18 protein-coding genes are annotated in these 25343 nt (G+C 66.4%); 10 read left to right on the top strand and 8 right to left on the bottom strand.

Annotated elements, in window-relative coordinates; translation table 11 throughout:
* Positions 1-24: 24 nt before the first annotated feature.
* The 4 genes from AQZ50_RS04190 to AQZ50_RS04175 are packed head-to-tail and all read left to right on the top strand — an operon-like array spanning position 25 to position 4952.
* Complete coding sequence (locus tag AQZ50_RS04190) at positions 25-2442, top strand: TonB-dependent receptor (RefSeq protein ID WP_231730103.1); 2418 nt, start codon at positions 25-27, stop codon at positions 2440-2442.
* A 3-nt stretch (positions 2443-2445) separates the two neighbouring features.
* Complete coding sequence (locus AQZ50_RS04185; protein WP_082703401.1) at positions 2446-3183, top strand: tetratricopeptide repeat protein; 738 nt, start codon at positions 2446-2448, stop codon at positions 3181-3183.
* Between the two features lie 25 nt (positions 3184-3208).
* Entirely contained in the window at positions 3209-3934 is a 726-nt protein-coding gene (locus AQZ50_RS04180) for an energy transducer TonB (RefSeq protein ID WP_231730102.1), read from the top strand.
* A gap of 46 nt (positions 3935-3980) precedes the next feature.
* Complete coding sequence (locus tag AQZ50_RS04175) at positions 3981-4952, top strand: P1 family peptidase (RefSeq protein ID WP_067743021.1); 972 nt, start codon at positions 3981-3983, stop codon at positions 4950-4952.
* Here the strand turns inward: AQZ50_RS04175 and AQZ50_RS04170 are convergent.
* From AQZ50_RS04170 to AQZ50_RS04140, 7 genes are all read right to left on the bottom strand, one after another.
* Complete coding sequence (locus AQZ50_RS04170; protein WP_067743018.1) at positions 4909-6345, bottom strand: ATP-binding cassette domain-containing protein; 1437 nt, start codon at positions 6343-6345, stop codon at positions 4909-4911. The genes AQZ50_RS04175 and AQZ50_RS04170 overlap by 44 nt on opposite strands.
* The gene (locus tag AQZ50_RS04165) at positions 6342-7157 is read right to left on the bottom strand and encodes an ABC transporter permease (protein ID WP_067743015.1); all 816 of its coding nucleotides are present in this window, start codon (positions 7155-7157) and stop codon (positions 6342-6344) included. Before AQZ50_RS04165 ends, AQZ50_RS04170 begins: the two co-directional genes overlap by 4 nt.
* Positions 7154-9685: an ABC transporter substrate-binding protein gene (locus AQZ50_RS04160; protein WP_067743012.1), complete on the bottom strand. Its 2532-nt coding sequence runs from the start codon at positions 9683-9685 to the stop codon at positions 7154-7156. The genes AQZ50_RS04165 and AQZ50_RS04160 overlap by 4 nt, the downstream gene beginning before the upstream one ends.
* Positions 9682-11043, bottom strand: coding sequence for a tetratricopeptide repeat protein (locus AQZ50_RS04155; protein WP_067743009.1), 1362 nt, complete (start codon positions 11041-11043; stop codon positions 9682-9684). The genes AQZ50_RS04160 and AQZ50_RS04155 overlap by 4 nt, the downstream gene beginning before the upstream one ends.
* Entirely contained in the window at positions 11040-12011 is a 972-nt protein-coding gene (locus AQZ50_RS04150; protein ID WP_067743007.1) for an alpha/beta fold hydrolase, read from the bottom strand. Before AQZ50_RS04150 ends, AQZ50_RS04155 begins: the two co-directional genes overlap by 4 nt.
* 397 nt (positions 12012-12408) lie before the next feature.
* On the bottom strand, positions 12409-14655 hold the full coding sequence (locus AQZ50_RS04145) for a TonB-dependent receptor (RefSeq protein ID WP_067743004.1): 2247 nt from the start codon (positions 14653-14655) through the stop codon (positions 12409-12411).
* 124 nt (positions 14656-14779) lie between these two features.
* Positions 14780-15619, bottom strand: coding sequence for a nitroreductase family protein (locus AQZ50_RS04140; RefSeq protein ID WP_082703429.1), 840 nt, complete (start codon positions 15617-15619; stop codon positions 14780-14782).
* Positions 15620-15873: 254 nt separating this feature from the next.
* Here AQZ50_RS04140 and AQZ50_RS04135 point away from each other — a divergent pair, with 254 nt between their 5' ends.
* From AQZ50_RS04135 to folE, 5 genes are all read left to right on the top strand, one after another.
* Positions 15874-17229 carry a TolC family protein gene (locus AQZ50_RS04135; RefSeq protein WP_231730101.1) on the top strand — a complete coding sequence of 452 codons (1356 nt, stop codon included), beginning with the start codon at positions 15874-15876 and terminating at the stop codon, positions 17227-17229.
* Positions 17226-18221, top strand: a complete 996-nt coding sequence (locus AQZ50_RS04130) for an efflux RND transporter periplasmic adaptor subunit (RefSeq protein ID WP_067742998.1) — start codon at positions 17226-17228, stop codon at positions 18219-18221. Before AQZ50_RS04135 ends, AQZ50_RS04130 begins: the two co-directional genes overlap by 4 nt.
* Positions 18222-18225: 4 nt before the next feature.
* Complete coding sequence (locus AQZ50_RS04125) at positions 18226-21327, top strand: efflux RND transporter permease subunit (RefSeq protein ID WP_067742995.1); 3102 nt, start codon at positions 18226-18228, stop codon at positions 21325-21327.
* Between the two features lie 534 nt (positions 21328-21861).
* Positions 21862-22173 (top strand): FtsB family cell division protein, encoded by a 312-nt coding sequence (locus AQZ50_RS04115; RefSeq protein WP_067743801.1) that lies wholly within the window; start codon positions 21862-21864, stop codon positions 22171-22173.
* Between the two features lie 176 nt (positions 22174-22349).
* Positions 22350-22967 carry a GTP cyclohydrolase I FolE gene (folE, locus tag AQZ50_RS04110; RefSeq protein WP_067742989.1) on the top strand — a complete coding sequence of 206 codons (618 nt, stop codon included), beginning with the start codon at positions 22350-22352 and terminating at the stop codon, positions 22965-22967.
* Between the two features lie 46 nt (positions 22968-23013).
* Here the strand turns inward: folE and AQZ50_RS04105 are convergent, their stop codons facing one another.
* Positions 23014-23493, bottom strand: a complete 480-nt coding sequence (locus AQZ50_RS04105) for a peroxiredoxin (RefSeq protein ID WP_067742986.1) — start codon at positions 23491-23493, stop codon at positions 23014-23016.
* Positions 23494-23745: 252 nt separating this feature from the next.
* On the opposite strand from AQZ50_RS04105, the gene ahcY reads away from it, so the two are divergent.
* On the top strand, positions 23746-25167 hold the full coding sequence (gene ahcY, locus AQZ50_RS04100) for an adenosylhomocysteinase (protein ID WP_369801374.1): 1422 nt from the start codon (positions 23746-23748) through the stop codon (positions 25165-25167).
* Positions 25168-25343: the final 176 nt, after the last annotated feature.

Below are 25343 nucleotides of genomic sequence, written 5' to 3'. Positions count from 1 at the left end.
AATCGTTCGCAAAAAGGGACCAGCATGACTCACGCCTCGACGCAGATGCCACCACGCAGCAGGACGTCATTCGTGCCGCCCGCATGTGTTCCCCGGGGCCTCGCGATCGGCGCGCTCGGGCTGTTTGCCCAGGCTTTTCCGGCGCTTGCCGCCGCTCCGGGCGAGTCCGGGGCGCAGGCGAGCACGCCCGCGCCGCCGCAGCTCGGTTCGGTGACCGTCACCGATACCGCGATCGACGAAGGCAGCTTGCGCGCCGATCGGCAGCATTCGGACAAGGCGACTGCCGACCTGATCGACACGCCGCGCGCGATTACCGTGCTGACCCGCCAATTGCTCGATGACACGCGTTCGACCACGCTGGCCGAAGCGCTGCGCATGGTGCCGGGAATCACGCTGGGCGCGGGCGAGGGGGGCAATCCGCTGGGCGACCGGCCGTTCATTCGCGGCTCCGACAGTTCGAACGCGATCCACATCGACGGCATTACCGACATCGCCGCGCAAAGCCGCGAGACATTCGACATCGAAAGCGTCGAAGTGACCAAAGGGTCCGACGGGATCACCAATGGCAGCGGCAATGCGGCGGGATCGATCAACATCGTTTCCAAGGCGCCCGAGGCGCGTCGCTTCGTCGCGGGCGAAGCCGATGCGGGCACGGCGGCCTATCGCCGTTTCACGCTCGATGTGAACCAGCCGCTCGCCCCATCGGTCGGCTTTCGGCTCAATGTCATGAGCCATGATCAGAATGTCGCGGGCCGCGCCGAAACCTGGCAACGGCGCTGGGGGATTGCCCCGTCGGTGGTGTTGGGGATGGGCGGGTCGACCAGCCTGCGGCTCGACTGGTATCATCTGCATACCGCCGAATTGCCCGACGCCGGCATTCCCTACACGACTGCGGCAAGCGCGCTGTCGCCGGGGGTGACCGAAATCGCGCCGCTGGACACCACGCCCTTTGCCACGGCCAACGGGCAGACGATCAGCCGCGCGCGCGATGCGTTTTACGGCCTGGTCGATCGCGATTTCCGCGTGACGACGACAGACGCCGGTTCCGCGCGATTTGAACACGCGCTGGGCGACGGTTTTCGCCTGACCGATACCTTTCGCTACAGCCATATCAATCAGGCCTATCTCTGGAGCCAGCCCGACGATTCCAAAGGCAATGTCTATGCCTATGGCACCGTTTCGCGCCGTGCCATCAGCCGCCAATCGCGCGAGACCGGCATCGTCGATCAGCTCGGCGTGACCGGCGATGTCGGCACTGGCGCCCTGAAGCACAGCCTTGCCGCCGCGCTCGAATACAATTGGCAGCAATCGGGCTATGGCAGTTATTATGCCGACACGGCGGGGACCGCGCTTCCGCTGGCGATTGCCTGCCCCACGGCAAGCAGCGGCAGCAACGCGATCTGCACCAGCGCGGCCAACCCGCACCCGTTCGACGTGTGGAGCGGCGCGATCGTCGCCGGTTCGCCGCAGACGCGCACGCTGGCCAACTGGACCACATTGTCGGCATCGCTGTTCGACACGATCCGGATCGGCGACCGGTGGATCGTCAACCTTGGCGCTCGGTATGATCACTATGCCACCCATGCCAGCGCGGGCCTGTCGCCCACCGCAACCACGCCGCGCAACTGGGTCGGGATCGACAACGATCTGTTCACCTGGCAGGCGGGGCTGCTCTATAAACCGCGCTCGAACGGCACGATCTATGCCAGCGCGTCGACGTCTGCCATCGCGCCCGGCTCGTTTCTGGCGCAAGGGTCGGAAGACAACGCGATCGTTTCGTCCACGACCACGATCGACCCGCGCGCTCTGCAGGTCCAGCGCACGACCTCGCTCGAACTCGGCACCAAGTGGAACCTGCTGTCCGATGCGCTGACGCTGACGGCTGACGTGTTTCAGACGCGCACGACCAATGCCCGCGCAACCGATGCCGACGGCAATGTCAGCTATATCGGGCTCAAGCGCGTGCGCGGTATCGAGCTGGGTCTGGCCGGGAACCTGACGTCGCAATGGAGCCTGTTCGGGGGCTATACGCATACGCCTTCGGTGGTGCTTGGCGGTGGTTATGCACTGGTGGCCGGGGTCTATGCGCCTGTGGCGGGCACCGGGCGGCGCGCGCCCAATACCCCGCTCGACAGTCTGACGCTGACCACGCAATACAAGGTCACGTCCAAATTCACGCTCGGCGGCGGCGCGATCTATTCCGCCAAAGTCTATGGCGGGTTTGCCTATGGCGCGACGTCGCAAGTGGTGCGCGCGGTCTATGTTCCGGCGTATTGGCGGTTTGACGCCGATGCCGGCTATCGCTTCAACGAGCATGTCACGGTCAAGCTCAATGCGCTCAATCTGACCGACACGCTCTATTACGATCAGGCCTATGCCAGCCATTATGCGCATCAGGCGGCGGGGCGCACGGTGCTTGCATCGCTCGCGCTGAAGTATTGAGCGATGATGCGCAGCGTCGAAAACTGGTGCGCGCTGCTTGGCGGCCCGCCTGAGGCGCTGGCTGCGGCGCTGGCGGGCGCGGCGCGCGCGGGCGATCCCCAGGCCTTGCTTCAATATGGTCAATGCCTGCTCGACGGAGCCGGTGTGGCGCGCGATCCCCGCGCTGCGCTGGCCGCGTTTCACCAGGCGGCGCAGGCCGGATTGCCTGCGGCGATCAACATGGTCGGGCGCTGCCTCGATCAGGGTTGGGGCGCGCCTTCTCTGCCCGGCGAAGCGGCGCTCTGGTTTGAGCGCGCCGCTGCGCTGGGGCATGATTGGGGGCAATACAACTGGGCGACCTTGCTCGCGCTTGGGCGCGGTGTGCCGCGCGATCGGGTGCGTGCGCTGGCGCTGTTTCGCCGCGCGGCGGAGCAGGGGCACGCCAAGGCGGCGGGCATGGTCGGCCTGTTTCATGAAGAAGGCTGGGCAGTCCCGGTCAATCGGACTTTGGCCGCGCATCACTATGCCCGCGCGGCGGAGGGCGGCGATTTTCGCGGCGCGTTCAACCATGGGCGGATGCTGCTCGATCAGGGGCGCGAAGGTTGCGCCGCGCACTGGATCGAGCGCGCGCGTGTGCTGGCGGGCGAGGCGGGGAATGCGCGGTTCGTGGCGCAGATCGACGCATGGCTGGCAGCACGGGGCTTTACGGCGCCTTCTGCAAATGCTAATGACTCGCAACAGATGGCATCCACGAATCCCTGAAAGCGCCAAGATGGTTTCCGATCGCATGGCTTTTCCGCAAATCACGCAAGCATCGGGGTTTGCGGCCACGCTCGCTCCCGATTGGCGCGGCTGGCTCGGACAGAGCGGCGCGGGGATCGTTTCCGCGCTCGTCGTCGGCGCGCTGTTTTCCGCGCTCGCGCTGATCGAGGCGGGGCCGATGAGCCAACGCGCCCGCCCGCCGCTCGTAGTTGCCATGACACTGTCGCCCGAATCTTCCCCTTCCGCACCGGCCAAGCCCCAAGCTCCCCCCCGGCCGGCGCGGGCGGCGGCGATGCCACCCCCTGCGATCCCATCCCGCACCCCGCAGGTTTCCCCGGTGGCCGTCACGCCGCAGCCGGTGTCCGTCGCTTCGGCGGCGGCACCGGCACCTGCTGCGCCATCCGCCCCGGTTGCTGCCGGGCCTGCTTCGGCGGCGGCACCCTCCGGGGCGACGACGGGGGCGCCTGTAGCAAACGCCGATCTCGATGCCCGCCTCATGTCGTTTGTCGCGCCCGCCTATCCGATCGAATCCCGGCGGCAGCGCGAACAGGGAACGGTCACGCTCAGCCTGCTGCTCGATACCGATGGGCGCGTGAAAGACATCGCGATCGCGCGGTCGAGCGGGTCGGGTCGGCTCGATCGCGCCGCGCTCGATGCAGTGAAACGCTGGCGCTGGGCGCCGCTGATGGTGCAGGGCATGGCCGCGATGGTGCGCGGCGAAGTGCGAATTCCTTTCGTCCTGAAGGGATGATGGCGGCGGCTGGCTGATTCCGTTGGGTTTTGCTAGGGCCGTCGCCATGACACTTTCCAGCGGCCCCAACGACTTGATCACCGATGTTGCCGGCCTGCGCGTCGGGCACGCGACGTCCGAGCGCCACGGCACCGGCGCCACGGTGCTGCTGTGCGACGGGCAGTGGCCGGCGGCGGCCGATGTGCGCGGCGGCGGGCCTGGCTTGCGCGAAATCGAAGTCATGGCGCCCGAAAACCACGTCGCGGGCATTCATGCGATCACGCTGGCGGGCGGATCGGTGTTCGGGCTGGCCGCAGCGGATGGCGCGCTGGTCGAACTGTCGGCGGCGGGAGTGGGGCTGGCGATGCGCCCCGGCGGGCCGACACTGCCGATCGTGCCGGGCGCGATTCTCTATGACCTTGCCAACCCCGGCGACAAGGATTGGGGCACCGAGCCGCCCTATCGCGATCTGGGCCGGGCGGCGGCGCGCGCGGCACTGGCTGCGCCATCGGGCGCGCGGTTCGATCTCGGTTCGGTCGGTGCAGGGCGCGGGGCGATGGCCGGGATCGTCAAGGGCGGGATCGGCAGCGCGTCGCTGGCGCTCGAACACGGGCTTATGGTCGGGGCACTGGTCGCGACCAATCCGGTCGGCGCGGTCAGCCCGGATGGCGCCTGGGGTTTTGATGGCGATCTGTTTCCCGACGAAAGCCGGTTGGCCTTGCTCGGGCGCTTGCAGCCGGGCGCCAACACCACGCTGGCGGTCGTCGCCTGCAACGCCCGGCTCGACAAGGGAGAGGCCAAGCGGCTGGCGATGATGGCGCAAGACGGGCTCGCCCGCGCGATCCGCCCGGTTCACACGCCTTTCGACGGCGACGTGGTCTTTGCCATGGCCAGCGGGGCGATCGAGCTCGATCCGCTCTGTGCCGAAGCGCCGCGCAGCCGTGCCTGGTGGCTCGCGCGGCTCGGCGCGGCGGCGGCCGATGCTCTGGCGCGGGCTATTGTACGGGGCGTGCGCGCCGCGTCGGAACGCCCGGAATAAGCCGACCTTCCGACAGGCGCCAGACCCGGTCGGCAAGACCTGCGATCATCGCGTGATCATGAGTGACGAACAGGAACGCGATTCCCGTATCGGCGAGCCCTGCGATCAGATCGAGGATGTCGGCGCGCACGGCGGCATCGAGCGCCGATGTCGCTTCATCGAGCACGATCAGCGCCGGCTCGACCACGAGAGCGCGGGCGAGCGCGATACGCTGCCGCTGACCGCCGGAAAAGGCGCCCGGAAAGGCCTCGGCGGCGCTGCCATCGAGCCCGACGCGGACGAGCGCGGTTGCAACACGCGCCGCGATCGCCTCGTGCGACAGACGTTCGGGCCAGAGCGCCAGCGGCTCGGCAACGATCCGGCCCACCCGCCAGGTGGGGTCGAGACTGGCGCCCGGATCCTGAAACACCGCCTGCATCCGCCGCCGCACATCGCGCAAGGCGGCGCCGCGCACACGGTGAATGTCGGTCCCGGCAATCTGTACGGTGCCCGCCTGCGGTGTTTCGAGCCCGAGCACGAGCCGCAACAGCGTCGATTTGCCTTCGCCCGAGGGGCCGACCAGCCCGGCGATTTCACCGGGGCGCAGATCGAGATCGATCCCGCTGAGCACGGTTTTGTCGCCATAGCCATGGATCAACCCGCGTACCGACAGCACGCTCGCGCCGGTTTGGGGGCGCGGGTGTCGGGCGGGAACATGGTCGAGCCGTTCGAGCAAGGCGGCGATGTGCGGCAGGGCAAGCGCGCCGGGCAAAGCGCCGGTTTCAACGATGCGCCCGCCGCGCAGCAGGACCACGCGGTCGGCATGCGCGCGAGCGAGCGCCAGATCATGCGTGACCAGCAGCAGCGCCATGCCCCGCTTGCGCGCCGCGCTGACGATCAGGGCGATGACTTGCGCGGTCGTTTCGGGATCGAGCGCAGTGGTCGGCTCGTCGGCGATCAGCACGGCGGGTTTGCTCGCCAGCGCCATCGCAATGCCCACGCGCTGCCGCTGGCCGCCCGACAATTCATGCGGATAGCGTGTCAGCACGGCTTGCGCATCGAGCCCGACGTCGTCGAACAGCTGCGCGGATTCGTCCAGCGCTTCGGCGCGGCTGGCCCGGCTGCGCGCGCGCACGGCCTCGGCGACTTGCGCGCCGACGCGCATCAGCGGATCGAGCGCGAGCAGCGGTTCCTGAAACACCATTGCCACCGGCCCGGTGCGGACAACTTGGCCTTCGCTCGCCGCGCCTTCGGGCAAGAGACCCAGCGCGGCGAGCGAAGCGGAAGACTTGCCCGAGCCGGTGCCGCCGATCAGCGCGACGACTTCGCCTGCGGCCAGGTCCAGCGAGAAATCGTGCAGCGCCACCCGGTCGCCATAGCGCACGCCGACACGATCGAAGCGCAGCACGCTCATGCCCGCCCCCGCCGGATGCGCAAATGCGCGGCCAAGGCATCGCCCAGCAATGTCAGGCCCGCGACCGCCGTGACGATTGCAATGCCGGGTACGATGGCCAGACGCGGCGCGCTGCCGATCAGGGTCTGCGCATCGGCGAGCATGCGCCCCCAGCTCGGCGCGGGCGGCTGCACGCCAAGCCCGGCGAACGACAACCCCGCTTCGCCCAGCAGCGCCATGCCGCCCTGAATGCTGGCCTGCACGATCAGCGGGCCGATCACATTGGGCAGGACATGCGTCATCGCGATGGTCAGCCGCGAGCGCCCCGCCAGCCGCGCCGCCGCGACAAACGGCGCGCTCCACACCGGCAGCGCGGCGCCGCGCGTGACGCGGGCAAACACCGGCACATTGAACAGCGCGATGGCCAGCGTCGCATCGAACGCGCCTGGCCCGAAAACTGCGCTCAACAGGATGGCAAGCAACAGGCCGGGAAAGGCAAACAGGACATCGGCGCCGCGCATCAGGCCCTCGTCGATCCAGCCGCGCCGCGCCGAAGCGATCAGCCCGATCGGCACCCCCAGCGCCAGCGCCGCCGCGATCGCCGCGACTGCCACGCCCAGCGAAACACCGCCGCCTGCCATGACCAGCGACAGGACATCGCGGCCAAACGGATCGGTGCCGAGCCAGTGTCGCGCCGAGGGGCCTTGCAGCCGTGCCGCGACATCGATCGCGGTGACATCCCACGGCGTCCACACCAGCGCGACGAGCGCGGGAACCACGAACAGCGCGGTCAGCGCCAGTCCGGCGATCAGCGAAGCCCGCCCGCGCATCATGCCCGCTCCTGCCGCACGACGCGCGGGTCGATCAGCGCCTGCGCCACATCGACGGCAAAGCTGGCGATGACCGTGGCCGTCGCCATCAGCAGGACCACCGCCTGTACCGTCACCAGATCGCGCTGCCCGATCGCCTGAATGGCCAACCGACCGAGCCCCGGCAATGAGAACACTTGTTCAACCAATGCCGAACCCGCGATGAGATAGGGCACTTGCAGCCCGATCACCGCCAGCACCGGCGCTGCCGCATTGGGCAGGGCATGGCGCCACAGCACGGCGCTGTCGGACAAGCCCTTGGCCCGCGCCGCGCGGATGAAATCGCGGCCCAGCACATCGGCGAGCGCTCCGCGCGTCACCCGCGCCAGAATTGCCGCCTGCGGTATGGCAAGCGCCAGCACCGGCAGGGCCAGCGCATGCAGCACAGGGCCAAACCCGGCCTCGATCCCCGGAAAACCCCCGGCTGGAAACCAGCCGGTGCCCAGCGCGAGCAGCAGGACCAGCAAGACTCCCAGCCAGAAATCGGGAATGGCCATGCCGAGCCGCGCAAAGGCGCCGACCAGATGATCCAGCACGCCGCCGGGGCGCCGCGCCGCCAGCGTTCCCGCCGGAACCCCGATCCCGATCGCGACCATCGCGGCAAGCCCCGCGAGCGGCAGAGTCACTGCCAGACGTTCGCCGATCAGCGCACCGACCGGCACCCGATAGGTAAAGCTGGTTCCGAAATCGCCGCGCAGGGCGCCGACGATCCAGCGCACAAACCGTGTGAGCGGCGAGGCATCGAGCCCGAATTCGGCATGGAGCGCGGCAATCGCGCGCGGGCTGGCATCGATCCCCAGCATGGTCACCGCCGGATCGCCCGGCGCGATCTGCAACAGGACAAAGATCACCACGCTCGTCGCGAACAGCGTGACCGCCAGCACCGCGATCCGCCCGCCCAGCCACCGCGCGCCGAGCCGTCGCCCGGTCATGATCAGCCCGCCCAACGCGAGCGCAGCGGCAATCCACGCCGCCCATGCTCCGGCGGCGCTTTTGCCTTGCGCCGCGTCGGTGCCGGCCCCGGAAAAGCGCGCCGCATGGTAATCGAGCACTTGTGTCGGGCTATTGACCCAGATTCCGCTCAATCGGCGGTCCTGCACCCCGAGCGCGGGATATTGGAACAGGAACGCATTGGGCGCGTCTTGCGCGATCTGGCGCTGCATATCGCCGAGCAGGCGGTGACGCGCCGCCGGGTCGGTGGTCGTGCGCAAGGCCGCGATCAGGCCATCGAACGCGTCGCTGTGATAGCCGAAATAATAGTCGTGCCGGGCATAGATGTCATAATCGAACGGTTCGGCGTGGCTGATCACGGTCAGATCGAAGTGGTGTCGTTGAAACACTTCGTCGAGCCAGGTCGGCCATTCGAGATTGCGGATCGTGGTGGCAATCCCGACCGATTGCAGTTGCGCCGCGATCAGTTCGCCGGTGCGCCGGGCGTAGGACGGCGGCGGCAGTTTGAGCGTGAGTATAAGGCCTTTGGGGTATCCCGCCTCGGCCAGCAAGCGCCGCGCCAGCGCCGGATCGTGGGCACAGACTCCGGTCAGGTCGACATAATCGGGGCTTTGCGGTGGGAAATGGCTGCCGATCGGGGTGCCATAGCCGGCCATGGCGCCGTCGATCAGCGCGCGGCGGTCGATCGCATGGCAGATTGCCCGCCGCACCAGGACATTGGCGAGCGGCCCCTGACGCTGGTTGATCGCAAGGATCACTTCGCCCTCGCTCGGGCCGATCACCAGTTTCAGCCGGGGATCGGCGGCCAGCAGGTTCAGCGTTTCGGGCGCGGGAAAGCTGGGATAGATGTCGATCGCGCCCGAACGGATCGCGCCATAGGCGGCATTGGGATCGGCGATGAAGCGAAAGGTGATCCGTGCGAGATGGGCCGGGGTGCCCCAGTAATCGGCATTCCGCTCGAGTGTCAGAGCGTCGCCGCGCTGCCATGCACCAAAGCGAAAGGGGCCCGTGCCGACAGGGTGCGTGCGCAGCGTCTCGGCGGCATCGGGCGGCACCATCGCGGCGTCCGACAGCGCGAGCAGGGTGGGCAAGTTGGCATCGGGCCGGGACAGGTCGATGGCCACCCGGTCGGGGGCGAGCACGCGGATCGCGGCGATTTCGCGCCAGGTTTCGGCATGGATGTTGAGCGATCCCGGCGCGGCGGCGCGGGCCAGCGAAAAGGCCACCGCCGCCGCATCGAAGCGCGATCCGTCATGAAAGCGCACGCCATGGCGCAGCGTAAACACGTAATGCTGCGCATCGGGCGAAACGGACCAGCCGGTAGCCAGCAGCGGGTGCAGCGTCCCGTCGGTGGCGATCCGCACGAGGCCTTCGTAAATCGTGTTGAAGCTGACTTCGGGTATCGCGGCTGCTGCGCCTTGCGTCGGGTCGAGATGCGGCGGCTCAAGCTGCACGCCCACGCGCAGCGCGGGCGCGGCGAGCGCCGGGGCGCCGAGGAACGTCCCAAGCACCGCCAACCAGAACAGCAGGCAGCGGATCATGCGGCGATGCGCGCCCGCGCGTCCGCGCCCTGTTCGGGCAGGCCCAGCGCGTCGTAGATCCAGGCCAGTGCGGTGTTGACCGGCACGCTGAGCGGATCGTGGCTGCGACGCAGTTCGAGCGCCTGTTGCGCATCGCCCAGCACATCGCTCCTGATCTGCGCATCGAGCAGGATCAGCGCAAACAAGTCGCGCTGCGCATGGCTGCCGCCGAGATGGGCAAGGCGCGGCACCGCTTCGGACAGCAGGCGCACGGCGCGCGGATAGAGCCCCCGCGCATGGGCGATCAGCCCCTCGGCAAGCGGCAGCGCGGCTTCGGCCCAGACGCGATCGGCGCGCGGCGCAAGCGCGCGGGTGGCAATCGCGGCAAGCAAGGCATCGGCTTCGTTGCGTCCGGCGCGGGCGAGGCCATAGGCATATTGCACGGACAGGAACGGCAGCGTGGTGTCCTGCGCGCGCGTCGCCAGCCAGGGGGCAAGCTCGGTCCAGCGGTCGCCCACATCGACGCCGACCATTTCGAGCCGCGCCAGCAGCGAAACCGCGCCGACCTGATCTTGCGAATAGCTGCGGTCATGCGCCCAGACATGCGCGTCATGGATTGCCAGCGCTTTGGCATAGGCCCCGCGCGCGATGTGAAACACCGCCAGATGCCACCACAAATGCGTGATCATGAAACTGTTGAGCCCGGTCCAGCCCGGCGACCATGCCTCCAGCGCCGTCAGCCCGCGATCGATCGACCCGCGCGTCAGCCAGACATGGGCCAGCGCGTGCTGCGCCCAGGGGTCGGTGGGCACCAGTTCCAGGCCCCGGTTTGCCGCGCGTTCTGCCTCGTCGAGCAAGTGCAGTTGTTCAAAGGCAAAGGCGAGCATCCCGCCGAGATAGGGCAGATCCCCGGCCCGATGTTGTACGGCGAGCGCGGGGCGCAGCATTTCGGGGAAATCACCCCGGTTGAAATGGTGATATTGCAAGAGTTTCAGCGCGGCGAGATCATGCGGCGCGAGATCGAGGATGCTGTCGAGCGCGGCCAGCGTCGAATCGATATTTTTGGCACACCAATGATCGAGGACGGCGATCCATTGCGCCTCGCGCGGTGTCGGCGCCGTGCGTTCGGCGGCATCGCGGGCCCGCTCGAGCCAGGGGCGCGCTGTCGCCTCTTGGCCGGTGGTTTCAGCGAGCAAGTGGAGAATCCCGGCAAAGACCGCGACCAGAACCGGCACCGCTTCACCCTTTGCCGCATCGAGAATGCGGACGATGCGCGTTTCATAGGCGATCAGCCCACCGATGAAATGGTCGATCGCGGCGATGTCTTCGGCGCTGGCCCCGGTCACCGGATTGCCCAGGAAATCGCGTGCATCGGTCATGGTTGCGTCGTCCCATAGTGAGTTTCGTCAAGAAACGCAGCAGCATCGGCAGCCGAGCGCGCGGGGATTTCCCATTGCGGCAAATGTCCGACACGCGGGTAGACGATCAGCCTTGACCCCGGAATCGCGGCATGAAAGCGGTGCGCCGCATCGACCGCGATCAACTGATCATCTTCGCCCCATTCGATCAGCGTCGGCGCGGTGATCCGGGCCAGCGCTTCGGGCGAGGCGGCAACGGAGCCGGGGCGCGCCGACATCAGGATCGGGCGATGGCCGGGATAGCGTTGCAGATCGGCCCAGCGCGTGATGAAGGCTTTGGTCAGCACCGATGGATCGACGACATCCTTTTTCAGCCCCTCGCGGATCAGCGGGGTATTGTCGATCGAGGCGAGCAGCGCCCGGCCAAGCCGGTATTGCATGATCCGAAACGCGAGCGGCGGCTTTTGCAACTGTGCGGCGGGCCAGCCTGCGGCATCGATCAGAATCAGGCGCTGCACCACATCGGGCTGGCGCGTGGCCCACAGCCAGGCCACCGCGCCGCCCATCGAATTGCCCGCCACCGCGACCGAATGCAGGCCGAGCTTTGCGGCAAAGCGTTCGGCTGCATCGGCCATGCTGTCGGGCGAGGCGACAAATCCGCCCGGTGCGGCGCTGAGGCCATGACCCGGCTGATCGAGCGCGATTACCCGATAGCGCGGGGAAAGCCGCTCGGTCCAGCCGTCCCACGAAAAGGCATTGTCGCCAAAGCCGTGAAGCAGGATCACCACCGGCGCATTGACCGGCCCGCTGTCGAGATAATGCAGCACCAGCCCGCCGCCCAGATCGGCATAGTGCGAATTGGCGCGGCCATAGCGCGCCTGCAACTGCTCTGCGGGGAAATCGGGCGCCCGCAGCGCCAGCCATGCGCCGCCTGCCGCCAGTGCGACAAGCCCGGCCAGCGATCCCGTGATCCGCGACAATCTGCCCATGCTCGTCACTCCTGGTGGATGTGTGCTCAGGGAACCTCTGGAACCTCTGATTAAGTCCAAACGGCACTGGTGGATTGTTTTTGACATTTGCATCCCGCCATCCGGATAGCACGGTCGCAAATGTCAAAAACGGAAAATCCAATAGAATCAAATGCTTCTAGTGGTCCAAAAAGATTCTGACATTTGCGCACTACCTAGCCGAGAGCGGTAGCAAATGTCAGAATCGGACCACTAGACCCAACACACCTCGTCATTCCCGCGAAGGCGGGAATCCAGCTTCTTTTTCCCTTTACCGTCAGAAAAGCTGGTTTCCCGCCTTCGCGGGAACGACGATGCGGGGGCAGGTGTGTCAGAATAACGGCTTGATTCCTAAGAAGAAGACTTGATCAGCGGTTCGTCAGAAATGATACCCGAGCTGAATGCCGTAGCTTGCCGGGCGACCCGGCTGGGCAACTTTGGCATTCGGCAGGAAGTAATTCCGCACGAGGTCATAATGCGCGTTGAACACATTGCGCCCATAAATCCCGATCGACCAGACACCCTGATCGGGGCGCAGCGTCAGATTGGCATTGACGATCCAGTGGCCGGGCAGATCATAGAGCGTGCCCAGAAACGAGGGCAGCCGCCCGCGATAGGAATAATCGGTTCCCGCTTCGAGCGCATAGCCGCCGATCGGGGCGGTATAGCTCGCGCTGCCCTGATAGCTCAGCCGCGCGATCGGCAGGGGCTTGCCGGCATAGTTGATCGTGCTGGCGGTATAGCTGCCGACGCTGCCTTGCAGGGATGACGTGTCGATCGCGTTGTAATCGAGATATTTGCCGTATTTCCATGCCAGCGATTGCGACATGCGCAGGCCCTTGACCGGGCTCAGCACCAATTCGCCTTCGACGCCGTAGATTTCCGATTTCGGCGCATTGGTGATCCGGCCGATCAGGCCCGATTGCTGATCGAGCACGGTGCCGAGCACTTGCTGGTTGCGATAGTCATAATAGAATGCCGCCCCGTTGAGCCGCACGCCCGGGGCAAGATCGCCCTTGAAGCCTGCTTCATAAGCATAGAGCGTTTCGGGCTGGAACGCGTCGATCTGGTTCTGATAGGGCGAATTGTACGCGGTAAAGCCGCCCGATTTCACCCCGCGGCTGGCATTGGCATAGAGCAGCAGCCCCGTTGCCGGGCGGTATTCGATGCCCGCCTTGCCCGAAACCTGATCGAACCCGGTGTTGCGGTTGCCGTCGGCAAACGTCACGGCGCTGCCGATCTCGGTCGAAAAATCGCGCAGGCGCCGGTTTTCATGTTCGAAGCGCAAGCCGCCGATCAGCGTCACCTTGCTGGTCACGTGATAGGCCAATTGCCCATATCCGCTGATCGAATCGACATATTGGCGGTAGCTGGTGTTGGTGGTGAAGCCGAGGCTCTGGGTGAAATCGGAGTAGAAGCCGTCGTTTTGCAACTGGTGCGAATAATAGACGCCGCCGACCCAGTCGAGCGCGCTCTTGCCCTGCGACGACAGGCGCAGTTCCTGCGACAGCACGCGCACGTTGCCGTACCAGAATTCCTCGGATTCCTCGGCGCTCGACGCATCCCACGATTGCAGTTCGCCACGGCGGAAATAATCGTAGGCGGTGATGCTGGTCAGCTTGACCGAAGGGCTGAGGTCGATCGCGGCGTTAAGGCTGACGCCTTGCGAAATGTTGTCGCGGCCCGGCTTGGAATTCGCGTTCCAGCCGATCAGCGAGGCGAAAGTTGACGACGTGCCCCAGCCGGTGGCGCGGTTGCTGGTATCGGCGGGAATGATCGCGCCCGGCGTGCCGACGCCATAGCCCTTGGTTTGAAACGGCTCGAACAGGTAAAGCCCGGTCAGTTCCGACTTGTCATAGCCGCCGTGGGCCGACAGCGTGATCGTCGCCGTCGACGACGGGCGCCATTCGAGCGTGGCTTTGCCGAACAGGCGGTTGGCATCGCCCAGGCTTTGCCCGGTGTTGCGGTTATACTGAAACCCGCCGCCCTGTTCGGTGATTGCGGCAACGCGGAAACGCAAGGTATCGGTCAACGGGCCCGAAATATACCCTTCGCCCTTGAACGCGTTGAACTTGCCGTAATCGAGGTCGATCCCCGCCGAAAGCTGATCGGTCGGCTTTTTCGAAACGAAATTGATCGCGCCGCCGGTGGTGTTGCGGCCATAGAGCGTGCCCTGCGGCCCGCGCAGCACTTCGACCCGATCGATGTCGAACAGCGCGCCCTGGGTCATGACCGGAACCGGGTAAGCCACTTCGTCGACATAGACGCCGACAGTCGGGGAGTTGTTGTCGGCATAATCGTCAAAGCCGACACCGCGCAGCCGGAACTGCGGCTGACCGCCGCCAAACGCGGGGACGATTTCGAGCCCCGGCACTTCGTCCTGCAACTGGTTGATATTGGTCACCCCGCGCCGCGCCAATTGATCGCCCGACAGCACGGTCAGCGCGACGCCGGTGTTTTGCGCGGTTTCGCGGCGGCGCTGCGCGGTGACGACGATGTCGTCGTTACGTGCGTCCGATGCCGCCGGGTCAGATGCGGCGGGGGCGGGGGTATCGGCCAGCGCCATCACCGGCAGGCCCGCCACCAAAAGGGCAAAGGCGGACGACGCGATCGGGCGAAATTTCATGGCTGGTTCCCTGTTGCATGGCGCCCCCTCTGGCGCAGTGCGGCAATTACTACCGATAAGGTAGAGATTGGAAAACAGTTTTGCTTTCAAACGGGAAAGCCAGCCATGTTACGTCAAGCCCGGATCAGCGCAAGCCAAAACCGAGCAGCCGCAGCGCGGCTTTGAGCCGGTCGCGACCGTTGAGCGCGGCGGCATCGCGCCCCCGGCTGATGATCAGCGCGCGCCAGCCGACGGGTTGCTGACCCTGGGCGATCTGAAACGCGCGGGCGGTTTCGTCATAGCGCGCGACCGGTTCGCGCTGCGCCGTCAGATCATACGTCTCCTGGTGCAGGACAACCTCTTGCGGCAGCCGCGGTTTGACCGACGCGGGCCGCGCCGGATCGGGATGGCCGACGACAAGCCCGAACATGACCGCCGCATGCGGGGGCAGGTCGGCCAGCGCGGCGACGGCCTCGGGATTGTTGCGCAGCGCGCCGATATAGACCGTACCAAGCCCCAGCGATTCCGCCGCGACCACGGCATTTTGCGCTGCCAGCGCGGCATCGATCGCTGCCACGGTATAGCTTTCGAGGTAGTCGTATCCTTCGGCCGAGGCGCCGGCGTCGCTGGCGATCAGATGGGCGCGGGCGAGATCGGCAACGAACAGCAGGATCGTCGGCGCTTCGATGATATGCTTTTGTCCACCGGCCACTGCGGCAAGGCGGGCGCGTTTGTCCGCGTCATGGATGGCAACGACGCTCCACACTTGCAGATTGGACGACGTGGACGCCGATTGCGCCGCCGCGATCAGCGTTTCGATCGTGCCTTCGGGCAGGGCATCGGGCAGATAGGCGCGCACCGACCGATGCGCGAGCAATCCGGCGATGGTCGGGTTCCAGCGCAGCCGGGCGGGACGGTCGGCGCCATAGCGCAAGGCAAGCGCAGCGGTGGCTGCATCGGAAAGCCGGGGGTCGTCAAGTGCCACGGGCAAGGTATCCTTCATCTGTTGCAACGGCTTTTGCACTGCGGCGCAGACGCCGCCACACCACCGTGATCGGTCGCGTGTTTCAGGTATTGGTCAGTGTGTTGCAAATTTATAATCGTGATCTGTCATGCAACATCTTGTTGTGCGCAGCCGGGCAGAATACCCCCGGCATCGTGAAAGTCCGGCGATTGAATTTCAAACTGTCCCTTGCGGTACTGTCTGCCTCTGGCGTTGTGGCCATGGCGGGCGGATGCATGCGCGTGCCGCCCGCGCCGGTCGACTTGCCCGCGCGGGCTGCGGCGCGCGTGGGCGGGGGGCTCGATGTGTCGGCGATTGCTGCACGAGCGGCGACGCTTGCGCCCGGAACGCGGCGCCCCGAAGGGGGAATCGACCGATTGGCACTGTTTGCCGCGATCCTGTCCGACGATCCGCGCGTGGCCGCCGCGCGCGCCGGTGTCGTGGCGGCGCGCCGCGATGCCCGGCTCGCGCACAAGGCGGCAAACCCGATGCTGTCGGTAGCGAGCGATTATACCAACGATCCCTCGATGCCCGCGCCCTGGACGATCGGCGCCACCGCCGATGTGCAACTCGATTTCGGCGGACGCCGGGCAGGGCGGATTCGCGGGGCAGACCTTGGCGTGGTCGGCGCCGGTTATGATCTTGTCGAAGTGGTCTGGGCGGAACGGATCGCGGCGGCGCGCGGGCTGGTCGATGTCTTTGCAGGCGAGCGTCAGGTCGCGCTCGGCGACGAATTGGTGGCGCTTTACGATCGGCAGTTGGCGGCGATGCGGCGCCGCGTCGACGGCGGCGAAATGTCCGCGCTGTCGCTGGCCCCGGTGCGGGCTGCCCGTGCTGCCGCTGCCCGCGCGCGCGATGATGCCCGCGCACGCATTGTCGGCGGTCGCGCCGCCATCGCCACAGTGCTTGGCGTTCCGGTTTCCGCGTTTGATGGCGTGGCGCTGCTCTGGCCCGATTTCGATGCGGTGCCGCCGGCGCCTGCGATCACGCCGGGCTTGAAACAGGCCGCCTTGGTCCATCGCGCCGATGTGATGCGGACAATGGTCGCCTATGATCAGGCCGAGGCGGCGCTGCGCGTCGAAGTGGCCAGGCAGACGCCCTCAATCAGCCTCGCGCCGGGCTATTCCTGGGAAGGCGGATTGATCCACATTCCGTTTGGGATCGCCCTTCAGGCACCCTCGTTTGACCTCAATCGCAGCGCCATCATGGCTGCCGAGGCGCATCGGGCGGCCGCCGGGCAAGCGATCGAATCCGCGCTCGCCGACGCGCAAGGCGCGATCGACACGGCGGCCAGCGAACGCGCCGCCGCCGAAGCCGCACTGGCGCGCCTGACACATGAAGAATTGCCGCAGGCCCGGCTTGCCGCCGATCGCGCCGATGCGCAATTGCGGCTGGGTGCGATCGATCGCGCGGACTGGGCTGCGGCAAAGAGCGCCGACGCTGCCGCGCGGCTTGCCGCGATCGATGCTCTGGCGCGGCTGCGTCTGGCGCAAATCGGCCTGGAAGCGGCGTTGCGTCGTCCGCTCGATGGTCCGGAAACCCTGATTTCGGTGCGTACCGACCCCGCCCTTGCTGGAGATGACCGACCGTGAAGCCTTGGCAAGGAGCCTTTCTGGGGGTGGCAGGGCTGGCGCTTGGCGCGCTCGGCATGCATTTTGCAGCGCCGCACCTGGTTGAGGCCGACGATCATGCCGCCGCAGCGGCAAAGTCGGACGCGGGGCCCGGTCTGCACGTCGAGGCCAGCGTGCAGCGCGAGGCGGGGGTGCGTATCGCGCCGATTGTCGCGCGCCGCGTGGCAGCGACGGCGGATGGCTTTGCCCGGGCGATCGATCCCGCGCCGCTGGGAGTGATCGCGGGCGAGATCGCTGCCGCGCGGGCCGCGCATGACGGATCGGCGCGCGAACTGGCCCGGCTGACGGCGCTGGTTGCTGCCGATGCCGGGGCTTCGCGCCGCGATCTCGATGCCGCACGAGCGCAGGAAGGGCAGGATGCCGCGCGCCTTGCGACGGCATGCCGACGGCCTGCGCTCGAATTCGGGCCCGCGCTGGGCAAGGCGGGGTGTGCCGGGGCGGAGCGGCTTGCTGCCGAAGCCGCGCACGGCGGCCTTGCCATCTTGCGCATCGATTTTCCCGATGGGGCGGTGCCTGCGGGCGCGGCGGTCGACGTCGATCTTGGGGCGACGCGTGCGACGGTGCGTGTGCTCGGCCCGGCCACGGCCGGGGATACCCAATTGCAGAGTGCGGGCGCGCTGGCGCTGCTTGAAGGACCGGCGGCGGCCCAGGCCGGGGTCGGACGCGTGCTCGCGGCGCATCGGGCGACCGGCACCGGGCGCGAAGGGGTGATCGTCCCGCGCGAAGCGATCGTGCGCGCCGACGGTGCACTTCAGGTCTGGCGCGCGACGGGCCCGGAAAACTTTGAACGCGTGGCGCTCGATGCGCCGGGCATGGCGGCGATCCCGGTCGGCGATGGCTGGTTCGTGCCGCTGGGCGGGGCGCTCAGGCCCGGCGACCGGCTGGTCGTGGCGGGCGCCGGGACGCTGCTCGGGCTCGAGCGGTCGTCGGCCCCCGGCGGCGGGGGCGACTGAGCCGATGCTGTCGCTTATCGTTCGCCAGTCGCTGCGCTATCCGTGGTTGGTGCTGCTTGCCGCGCTTGTCGTGCTTGTGCTTGGCGCGATGACGCTGCGCAGCGCGGCCTACGACGTCTTTCCCGAATTCGTGCCGCCGCAGGCCTCGGTTCAGACCGAGGCGCCCGGGCTTTCGGCGCGGCAAGTCGAAATGCTGGTCACGCGCCCGCTCGAAGCGGTGATCAATGGCGCCAACGGCGTCGATACCGTGCGGTCGCAGTCGATTCAGGGACTGTCGGTGATCGATGTCACATTCAAGACCGGCCTTGATACTTATCGCGCGCGCCAGCAAGTTGCCGAAGCGTTGGCCGATGCGGCGTCGACTTTGCCTGCGGGGGTGGATTCGCCGCGCATTTCGCCGCTCGTGTCCTCGACGATGGATCTGCTCAAAATCGGGTTTACCTCTGACCGGCTGACGCCGATGCAGTTGCGCGATCTTGTCCAATGGACGGTCAAGCCGCGTCTGCTCTCGGCATCGGGGGTGGCGCGCGCCAATGTGTTTGGCGGCGATGACCGGCGTATCGAGGTTCAGGCCGATACGGCGCGGCTCTATGCGCGCGGGCTTGGTCTTGCCGACTTGCGCGATGCGGTGTCGCGCACGGTGGCGATCACCGGCGGCGGCTTTGCCGATACGCCCAATCAGCGGATCGTGATCGATCCGGGTTCGAGCGCTGCCGATGCGGCCGCGATTGCCGCCGCCGTGGTCGGCAACGGCCCCGGGGGAAGCACGCGGATCGGCGATGTCGCGCGCGTGATCGACGCCCCGGCGCCGCGCGTGGGCGATGCGTTGATCATGGGGCGTCCGGGCGTGCTGATGACATTGTCGAGCCAGTATGGCGCCAACACGCTCGATGCGACTCACGCGGCGGAGGTGGCTCTGGCCGAGCTTGGCCCGGCACTGGCGGCGCAAGGGGTGACGGTAAGCCCGGCGCTGCATCGCCCGGCCAATTTCATCGATGCCGCGCTGCACGGGCTGACGATCGACCTGATTGTCGGGGCAGTGATGATTGCGCTCGTGCTGCTGTTCATCTTGCGCGATGCGCGCGTGACACTGATTGCCTTTGTGTCGATCCCCTTGTCGCTGCTGGCGACGCTGATCGTGCTCGACCGCGCGGGGCAGACGATCAACACGATGACGCTGGGCGGGCTGGCCGTGGCGCTTGGCGTGGTGATCGACGATGCGATCGTCGATATTGAAAACATCGTGCGTCGCCTGCGCGGGATCACCGACCGGTCGCAGCGCCGCGCGATCATCGGCGCCGCGTCTGTCGAAGTGCGCGCGCCGGTGGTCTATGCAACGTTCGTGCTGGTGCTGACCATGCTGCCGGTGATCCTGCTCAGCGGGTTGCAGGGGGCATTTTTCGCGCCGCTCGGGGTGGCCTTCATCCTGGCGACGCTGGCCTCGTTGCTGGTCGCGCTGACGGTGACCCCGGCGCTGGCATTCCTGTTGCTCGATGGACGGGCGCCCGCGCATGAGCCGGCGTTTCTCGATCGGATCAAGGATCGCCATGCCGGTCTGCTGGCGCGGGTTTGCGCAAGGCCGGGGCTCGCGCTGACGGTGGTGGGCGTGCTGGCCATGGTGGTCGTCGCAATGGCGCCGCTGTTTGGCAGCGAACTGCTGCCCTCGTTTCGCGAAAAGCATTACGTGGTCGGGATTTCCGGGCCGCCCGGCGCGTCGTTCGACTGGATGCGCGATACCGGCACACGGCTGTCGCGGCGGTTGCTGGCCTTGCCCGAAGTGCTCAGCGTCGAGGAGCAGGTCGGCCGAGCCGAAGCGGGCGAGGATACCTGGCCCCCGGCGAAAGGCGAATTTCATATCCGGCTGAAAGACGTCGGCGCGCGCGGCGAGGACCATGCGCAGGCCGAGATCCGCGCCGCGCTGGCGGCTACCCCCGGCATTCAAAGCGAAGTCACGACGTTTCTGGGCGATCGCATCGGCGAAAGCCTGTCGGGCGAAACCGCCGCGATCGCGGTCAGCGTTCAGGGCAACGATCTTGACACGCTCGACCATGTCGCGGCCGAGGTGGCGGCCGTCCTGCGCGCAACGCCGGGCGCGACCGATGTGCAATTGAAAGCGGAGCCGGGCAATCCGATGCTCGGCGTCGCGCTCGATCCTGCGCGCATGGCATTGCACGGGGTTGGCCGCGGCGATGCGGGAGACGCGATCAGGGCGGCATTTGCCGGGCTCGACGCGGGGCAGATCGTGCTGCCCGACCGCAGTGTGCCGATCGCGGTGACTTTGCCGCCCGATCTGCGCGGCGATCCCGAAATGCTGGGGCGCACACTGGTTCGCGGCACGGGCGGCAACGCGGTGCGGCTGTCCGACATCGCCTCGATCGGGCTGGGCGATACGCGCGCGGTGATCGAGCATCAGGGCGGGCAGCGGCGCCAGGTGGTGACCGCCAATGTCGCACCCGGCACGGACGTTTCGGGCGTGGTCGCGGCTGCCAAGGCGCGCATCGGCCGTGACGTCAAAATGCCAGCCGGTACGTTCCTGTCGTGGGCCGGTGCCGCCGAAGGCACGGCGGCGGCACAGCGCGACATCGCCTGGCATGTGGCCATTGCCGGCATTGCCATGATCGCTCTGCTGGTGGTGGCCTTTGGCGGGGTGCGCCCGGCACTGTTGATTCTCGCCGGGTTGCCGTTGGCGCTGCTGGGCGGGATGACGGCGGTGGCGTTGACCGGCGCGACGATTTCGCTGGGCGCGCTGGTCGGATTTATCTCGCTGTTCGGGATTTCCGCGCGCAATGCCATCCTGCTGGTCAGCCATGTCGATCATCTGGTCGATGAGGAAGGCGCGCCCTGGTCGCTCGAGACCGTCCTGCGTGCGACGCGCGAACGCGTGACGCCGATTCTGTTGACGGCGCTGGTCACCGGCTTTGCGCTTTTGCCGATCGCGGCGGAAAGCGGTCAGGCGGGGCGCGAGATCGAAGGGCCGATGGCGCTGGTCATCCTGGGCGGATTGATAACGTCGCTCTGTCTCGTGCTGATGATTCTGCCGGCGCTGATCTGGCGCTGGCGCCATGCGCCTCGGTCAGAGGTGCCCGATTTCGTCGTCGGCGACTGATTGGCGGGGCGACTGATCGTCGGGGGTGTATGGCTTCCATTCGAAGCCATGGCGCTTGCGGATCGGAGCGCCGCAGTGGCGGCAGGTGCTCACGAAATGGCACGCATCAATTCGCCGTGCTTTGCCTCGCTTTGCCTCATGCTTGCCGAGCAGGCAACGAGCGCGGATCTTGAGCCCAGATAACCAGTCGTTCACGCGTGTCGATGCCCCCTGGCCGGATGTACTGGGAATGCAGCCCCAAGTCTGGATAGGCGCGCTTTGCCCGGCGGATAAAGGGTGCCGGACGGCTTATGAACCGAAAATCCGTCAAAATGTCGCATGCATGCGGCGATCTGTTTCAATATGGGCGTTTGCAACCGCCCCGGCCCGATCCTGACGGCACAAGGATCGGGGGAGACCCGGTTGTCTTGCAGTACGCAACCTTACGGATTTCATCGTGTATCCGGCACGGTTCATCGTGTGATGGCGTCGGCGGGGCATGAAAGCATTGATTCCCGGTTGAATCCGCAAGGGGGATGTGATTCGGTGATCGGAATGCGGCGTAAACGACAAACTCTTCGGCTTCCGCGCGAAAGCCTGACCCAGACGATGGCGCTGATCGTCTTGCTGGTGCTCGGCGCGCTTGCGCTGGCCGGGCCGAGCGGGGTGCTGGCCTGGACCGAAAATGCCCGTGCGCTCGATCACAACCAGCGCGAGATCGCACGGCTGACCGCGCAGCGCGACCGGCTGCACAATCGCGTGGACCTGCTCGATCCGCGCCATGCCGATCCCGATCTGGTCGGCGAACTGTTGCGCCGCGATCTTAACGTCGCGCATCCCGACGAAGTCATTCTGCCGCGCAAATAAGGTCTTGGCGGATCATCCCGTGATCCCGGGCGGATCATCTGCGGTGGCCTGCCGCCTCTGCCGACCATTGCGATCCAGCGCTCGAGCGTCTACCTCGACGGGCAAAACCGTGTGCGCGATGGGCCGCAGGCGATACCCGCCGGCCAGACATGCGGGGGAAGGAAATCGGACACGCCATGACCAGTTGCGCCCAGGACATCGATGATGACGACGATGAACGCCTCGGCAAGATGCCGGTGCCCGACGCTGTGCAGGACGCGATTCGCACGCTGATCCGCTGGTCGGGCGATGATCCGACGCGCGAAGGCCTGCTCGACACGCCCAAGCGCGTGGCGCGCGCGTGGAAGGAATATTGCCAGGGCTATGGCGAAGATCCTGCACTCCATCTCGGGCGGCAGTTCGAGGAAGTGGGCGGCTATCACGAACTGGTGCTGCTGAAAGGTATCCCGTTTCAATCGCATTGCGAACATCACATGGCGCCGATCGTCGGCACGGCCTCGATCGCCTATTTGCCGCGTGACAAAGTGGTCGGGATTTCAAAGCTGGCGCGGGTGCTTCATGGCTATGCCCGCCGGTTGCAGATCCAGGAACGGTTGACCAGCGAAGTCGCGCAGTGCATCTGGGACAATCTGAAGCCGCACGGCGTGGCCGTGGTGATCGAGGCGCAGCATGGCTGCATGACCGGGCGCGGCGTGCGTACGCCGGGGGTCTCCATGATCACCAGCCGCCTGATCGGCGTCTTCCTTGAAGACAACCGCAGCCGCAAGGAAGTGCTCAGCCTGATGGGCTATTGATCATGCCCGAAAGCCCGGCGTCGTGCCGGGCTTTCGGGTCGATCGCTCAAAGGTGTTCGAGCACGTATTCGGCCGAACTGACCTTGAAGTCGCCCGGCGCTTCGACATGGAGTTGTTCGACCACACCGTCATTGATCACGGCGGCAAAGCGCTGACCGCGCAGGCCGAGGCCAAAGCCGGTGCCGTCGAGCACGAGGCCGAGCGCCTTGGCCAGATCGCCGTTGCCATCGGCCAGCATGGTGACATCGGCAGAACCCGAAGCAGCGCTCCAGGCCTTCATCACGAACGGGTCGTTGACAGCGGTGCAGGCGATTTCATCGACGCCCTTGGCCTTGATCGCGGCGGCCTTGTCGACGAAGCCGGGCAAGTGCTTGGCCGAGCACGTCGGGGTAAAGGCCCCGGGGACCGAAAACAGCACGACTTTCTTGCCGGCAAAATAGTCGGTGGTCTGCACCGCTTCGTTGCCTTCGGCAGTGGCCTTGACCACTTTCACGTCGGGCAGCTTGTCTCCAACTGCGATTGTCATCCCCAGATTCCTTTCTGATTTGATTCATCGGCTTCGGGTGCCGCCAGTGGCGGTGCCTTTGCGCCCGATTGATATAGGCGCGCGATGTGACAGCGCAACCGCGGGGTCATGCGAATCCACCGGTGACGAGGATCCTGGGTCCGCTACGGACGGAAGATATAAAGACATCTTTATATTATGCTCCGATACCGCTAAGGCGCGGGTCATGGGGCGCATCCGTGCCGGATGTCCCCGCCCGTCATGTCATCATTCATGCCCAAGGAGAGCCGCCCCGTGAGCCAGCAGGACTACGTGATCGCCGATATCGGCCTTGCCGACTATGGCCGTGCCGAAATCGCCATCGCGGAAACCGAAATGCCGGGGCTGATGGCCCTGCGCGAGGAATTCGGTGCGTCGCAGCCGCTGAAAGGCGCGCGCATCACCGGATCGCTGCACATGACGATCCAGACCGCCGTGCTGATCGAAACGCTGATCGCGCTCGGTGCCGAAGTGCGCTGGGCGACGTGCAACATCTATTCGACGCAAGACCATGCCGCCGCCGCGATCGCCGCGCGCGGTATCCCGGTGTTTGCGATCAAGGGCGAAAGCCTGGCCGATTACTGGGACTATGTCGGCCGCATCTTCGATTGGGACGACGGCAGCGGCCAGACCGCCAATCTCATTCTCGATGACGGCGGCGATGCCACGATGTTCGCGCTGTGGGGCGCGCGGATCGAGGCCGGCGACACCCTGCCCGAGCCGACCAATGCCGAAGAAATCGAATTTCAGCGCGCGCTCAAGGCGTTCGTGAAGGCAAAGCCGGGCTATCTGACGATGAGCGTTGCGCACATCAGGGGCGTGTCCGAAGAAACCACCACCGGGGTTCATCGCCTCTATCACATCGCCAAGGACGGCAAGCTGCCGTTCCCGGCGATCAACGTGAACGATTCGGTGACGAAGTCGAAGTTCGACAACCTGTACGGCTGCAAGGAATCGCTGGTTGATGCGATCCGCCGCGCGACCGACGTCATGCTGGCCGGCAAGGTCGCTTGCGTCGCGGGCTTTGGCGATGTCGGCAAGGGTTCGGCAGCGAGCCTGCGCAATGGCGGCGCGCGCGTCATGGTCACCGAAATCGACCCGATCTGCGCGTTGCAGGCGGCGATGGAAGGCTATGAAGTCGTGACGATGGAAGACGCGGTCAAGCGCGCCGACATCTTCGTCACCTGCACCGGCAATGAAGACGTCATCACCGCCGAGCACATGAAGGCGATGAAGCCGATGAGCATCGTGTGCAACATCGGTCACTTCGACAGCGAAATCCAGATTGCGGCGCTGTCGAACTACAAGTGGACCGAAGTGAAGCCCGGCACCGACCTCGTCGAGTTTCCCGACGGCAAGCAGATCATCATCCTGGCCAAGGGCCGTCTCGTCAATCTGGGCTGCGCCACCGGCCACCCCAGCTTTGTCATGTCGGCGAGCTTTACCAACCAGACGCTGGCGCAGCTTGAGCTGTATCTGCGCAGCGCCGAATATGAAAACAAGGTCTATGTCCTGCCCAAGCACCTCGACGAAAAAGTCGCGGCGCTGCACCTTGAAAAGCTGGGCGTGACGCTGACCCGGCTTTCGCCGAAGCAGGCGGCCTATATCGGCGTGAAAGCCGAAGGCCCGTTCAAGGCCGATCATTACCGTTATTGATGGCTTCTTCTTCCCCGATTCGGGGAAGGGGATCGACGCATACGCGACGCCGGTTCAAGCTTGTCTTGGCCGGCGTTTTGCGTGGAGAGGCGTCGCTTGCTCGTCTGGTGCTCCGGATCGGGGGCCAAATCGGGGGGATTGGCGTGGACGAACGTTGTAATTCGCGCGCGGCAACT

The sequence above is a fragment of the Novosphingobium sp. Fuku2-ISO-50 genome, from assembly GCF_001519055.1.
In the GTDB taxonomy this organism is placed as follows: Bacteria; Pseudomonadota; Alphaproteobacteria; order Sphingomonadales; family Sphingomonadaceae; genus Novosphingobium.
The sequence above is the reverse complement of the archived record's forward strand: the minus strand, read 5'-3'. Positions and strand labels throughout refer to the sequence as shown.

Bases quoted from the DNA above. Each gene is read 5' to 3' on its own strand.
- AQZ50_RS04190 (WP_231730103.1), top strand. From the start codon at position 25: ATGACTCACGCCTCGACGCAGATGCCACCACGCAGCAGGACGTCATTC.
- AQZ50_RS04185 (WP_082703401.1), top strand. From the start codon at position 2,446: ATGATGCGCAGCGTCGAAAACTGGTGCGCGCTGCTTGGCGGCCCGCCT.
- AQZ50_RS04180 (WP_231730102.1), top strand. From the start codon at position 3,209: ATGGCTTTTCCGCAAATCACGCAAGCATCGGGGTTTGCGGCCACGCTC.
- AQZ50_RS04175 (WP_067743021.1), top strand. From the start codon at position 3,981: ATGACACTTTCCAGCGGCCCCAACGACTTGATCACCGATGTTGCCGGC.
- AQZ50_RS04170 (WP_067743018.1), bottom strand. From the start codon at position 6,345: ATGAGCGTGCTGCGCTTCGATCGTGTCGGCGTGCGCTATGGCGACCGG.
- AQZ50_RS04165 (WP_067743015.1), bottom strand. From the start codon at position 7,157: ATGATGCGCGGGCGGGCTTCGCTGATCGCCGGACTGGCGCTGACCGCG.
- AQZ50_RS04160 (WP_067743012.1), bottom strand. From the start codon at position 9,685: ATGATCCGCTGCCTGCTGTTCTGGTTGGCGGTGCTTGGGACGTTCCTC.
- AQZ50_RS04155 (WP_067743009.1), bottom strand. From the start codon at position 11,043: ATGACCGATGCACGCGATTTCCTGGGCAATCCGGTGACCGGGGCCAGC.
- AQZ50_RS04150 (WP_067743007.1), bottom strand. From the start codon at position 12,011: ATGGGCAGATTGTCGCGGATCACGGGATCGCTGGCCGGGCTTGTCGCA.
- AQZ50_RS04145 (WP_067743004.1), bottom strand. From the start codon at position 14,655: ATGAAATTTCGCCCGATCGCGTCGTCCGCCTTTGCCCTTTTGGTGGCG.
- AQZ50_RS04135 (WP_231730101.1), top strand. From the start codon at position 15,874: ATGCGCGTGCCGCCCGCGCCGGTCGACTTGCCCGCGCGGGCTGCGGCG.
- AQZ50_RS04125 (WP_067742995.1), top strand. From the start codon at position 18,226: ATGCTGTCGCTTATCGTTCGCCAGTCGCTGCGCTATCCGTGGTTGGTG.
- AQZ50_RS04115 (WP_067743801.1), top strand. From the start codon at position 21,862: ATGCGGCGTAAACGACAAACTCTTCGGCTTCCGCGCGAAAGCCTGACC.
- folE (WP_067742989.1), top strand. From the start codon at position 22,350: ATGACCAGTTGCGCCCAGGACATCGATGATGACGACGATGAACGCCTC.
- AQZ50_RS04105 (WP_067742986.1), bottom strand. From the start codon at position 23,493: ATGACAATCGCAGTTGGAGACAAGCTGCCCGACGTGAAAGTGGTCAAG.
- ahcY (WP_369801374.1), top strand. From the start codon at position 23,746: ATGCCCAAGGAGAGCCGCCCCGTGAGCCAGCAGGACTACGTGATCGCC.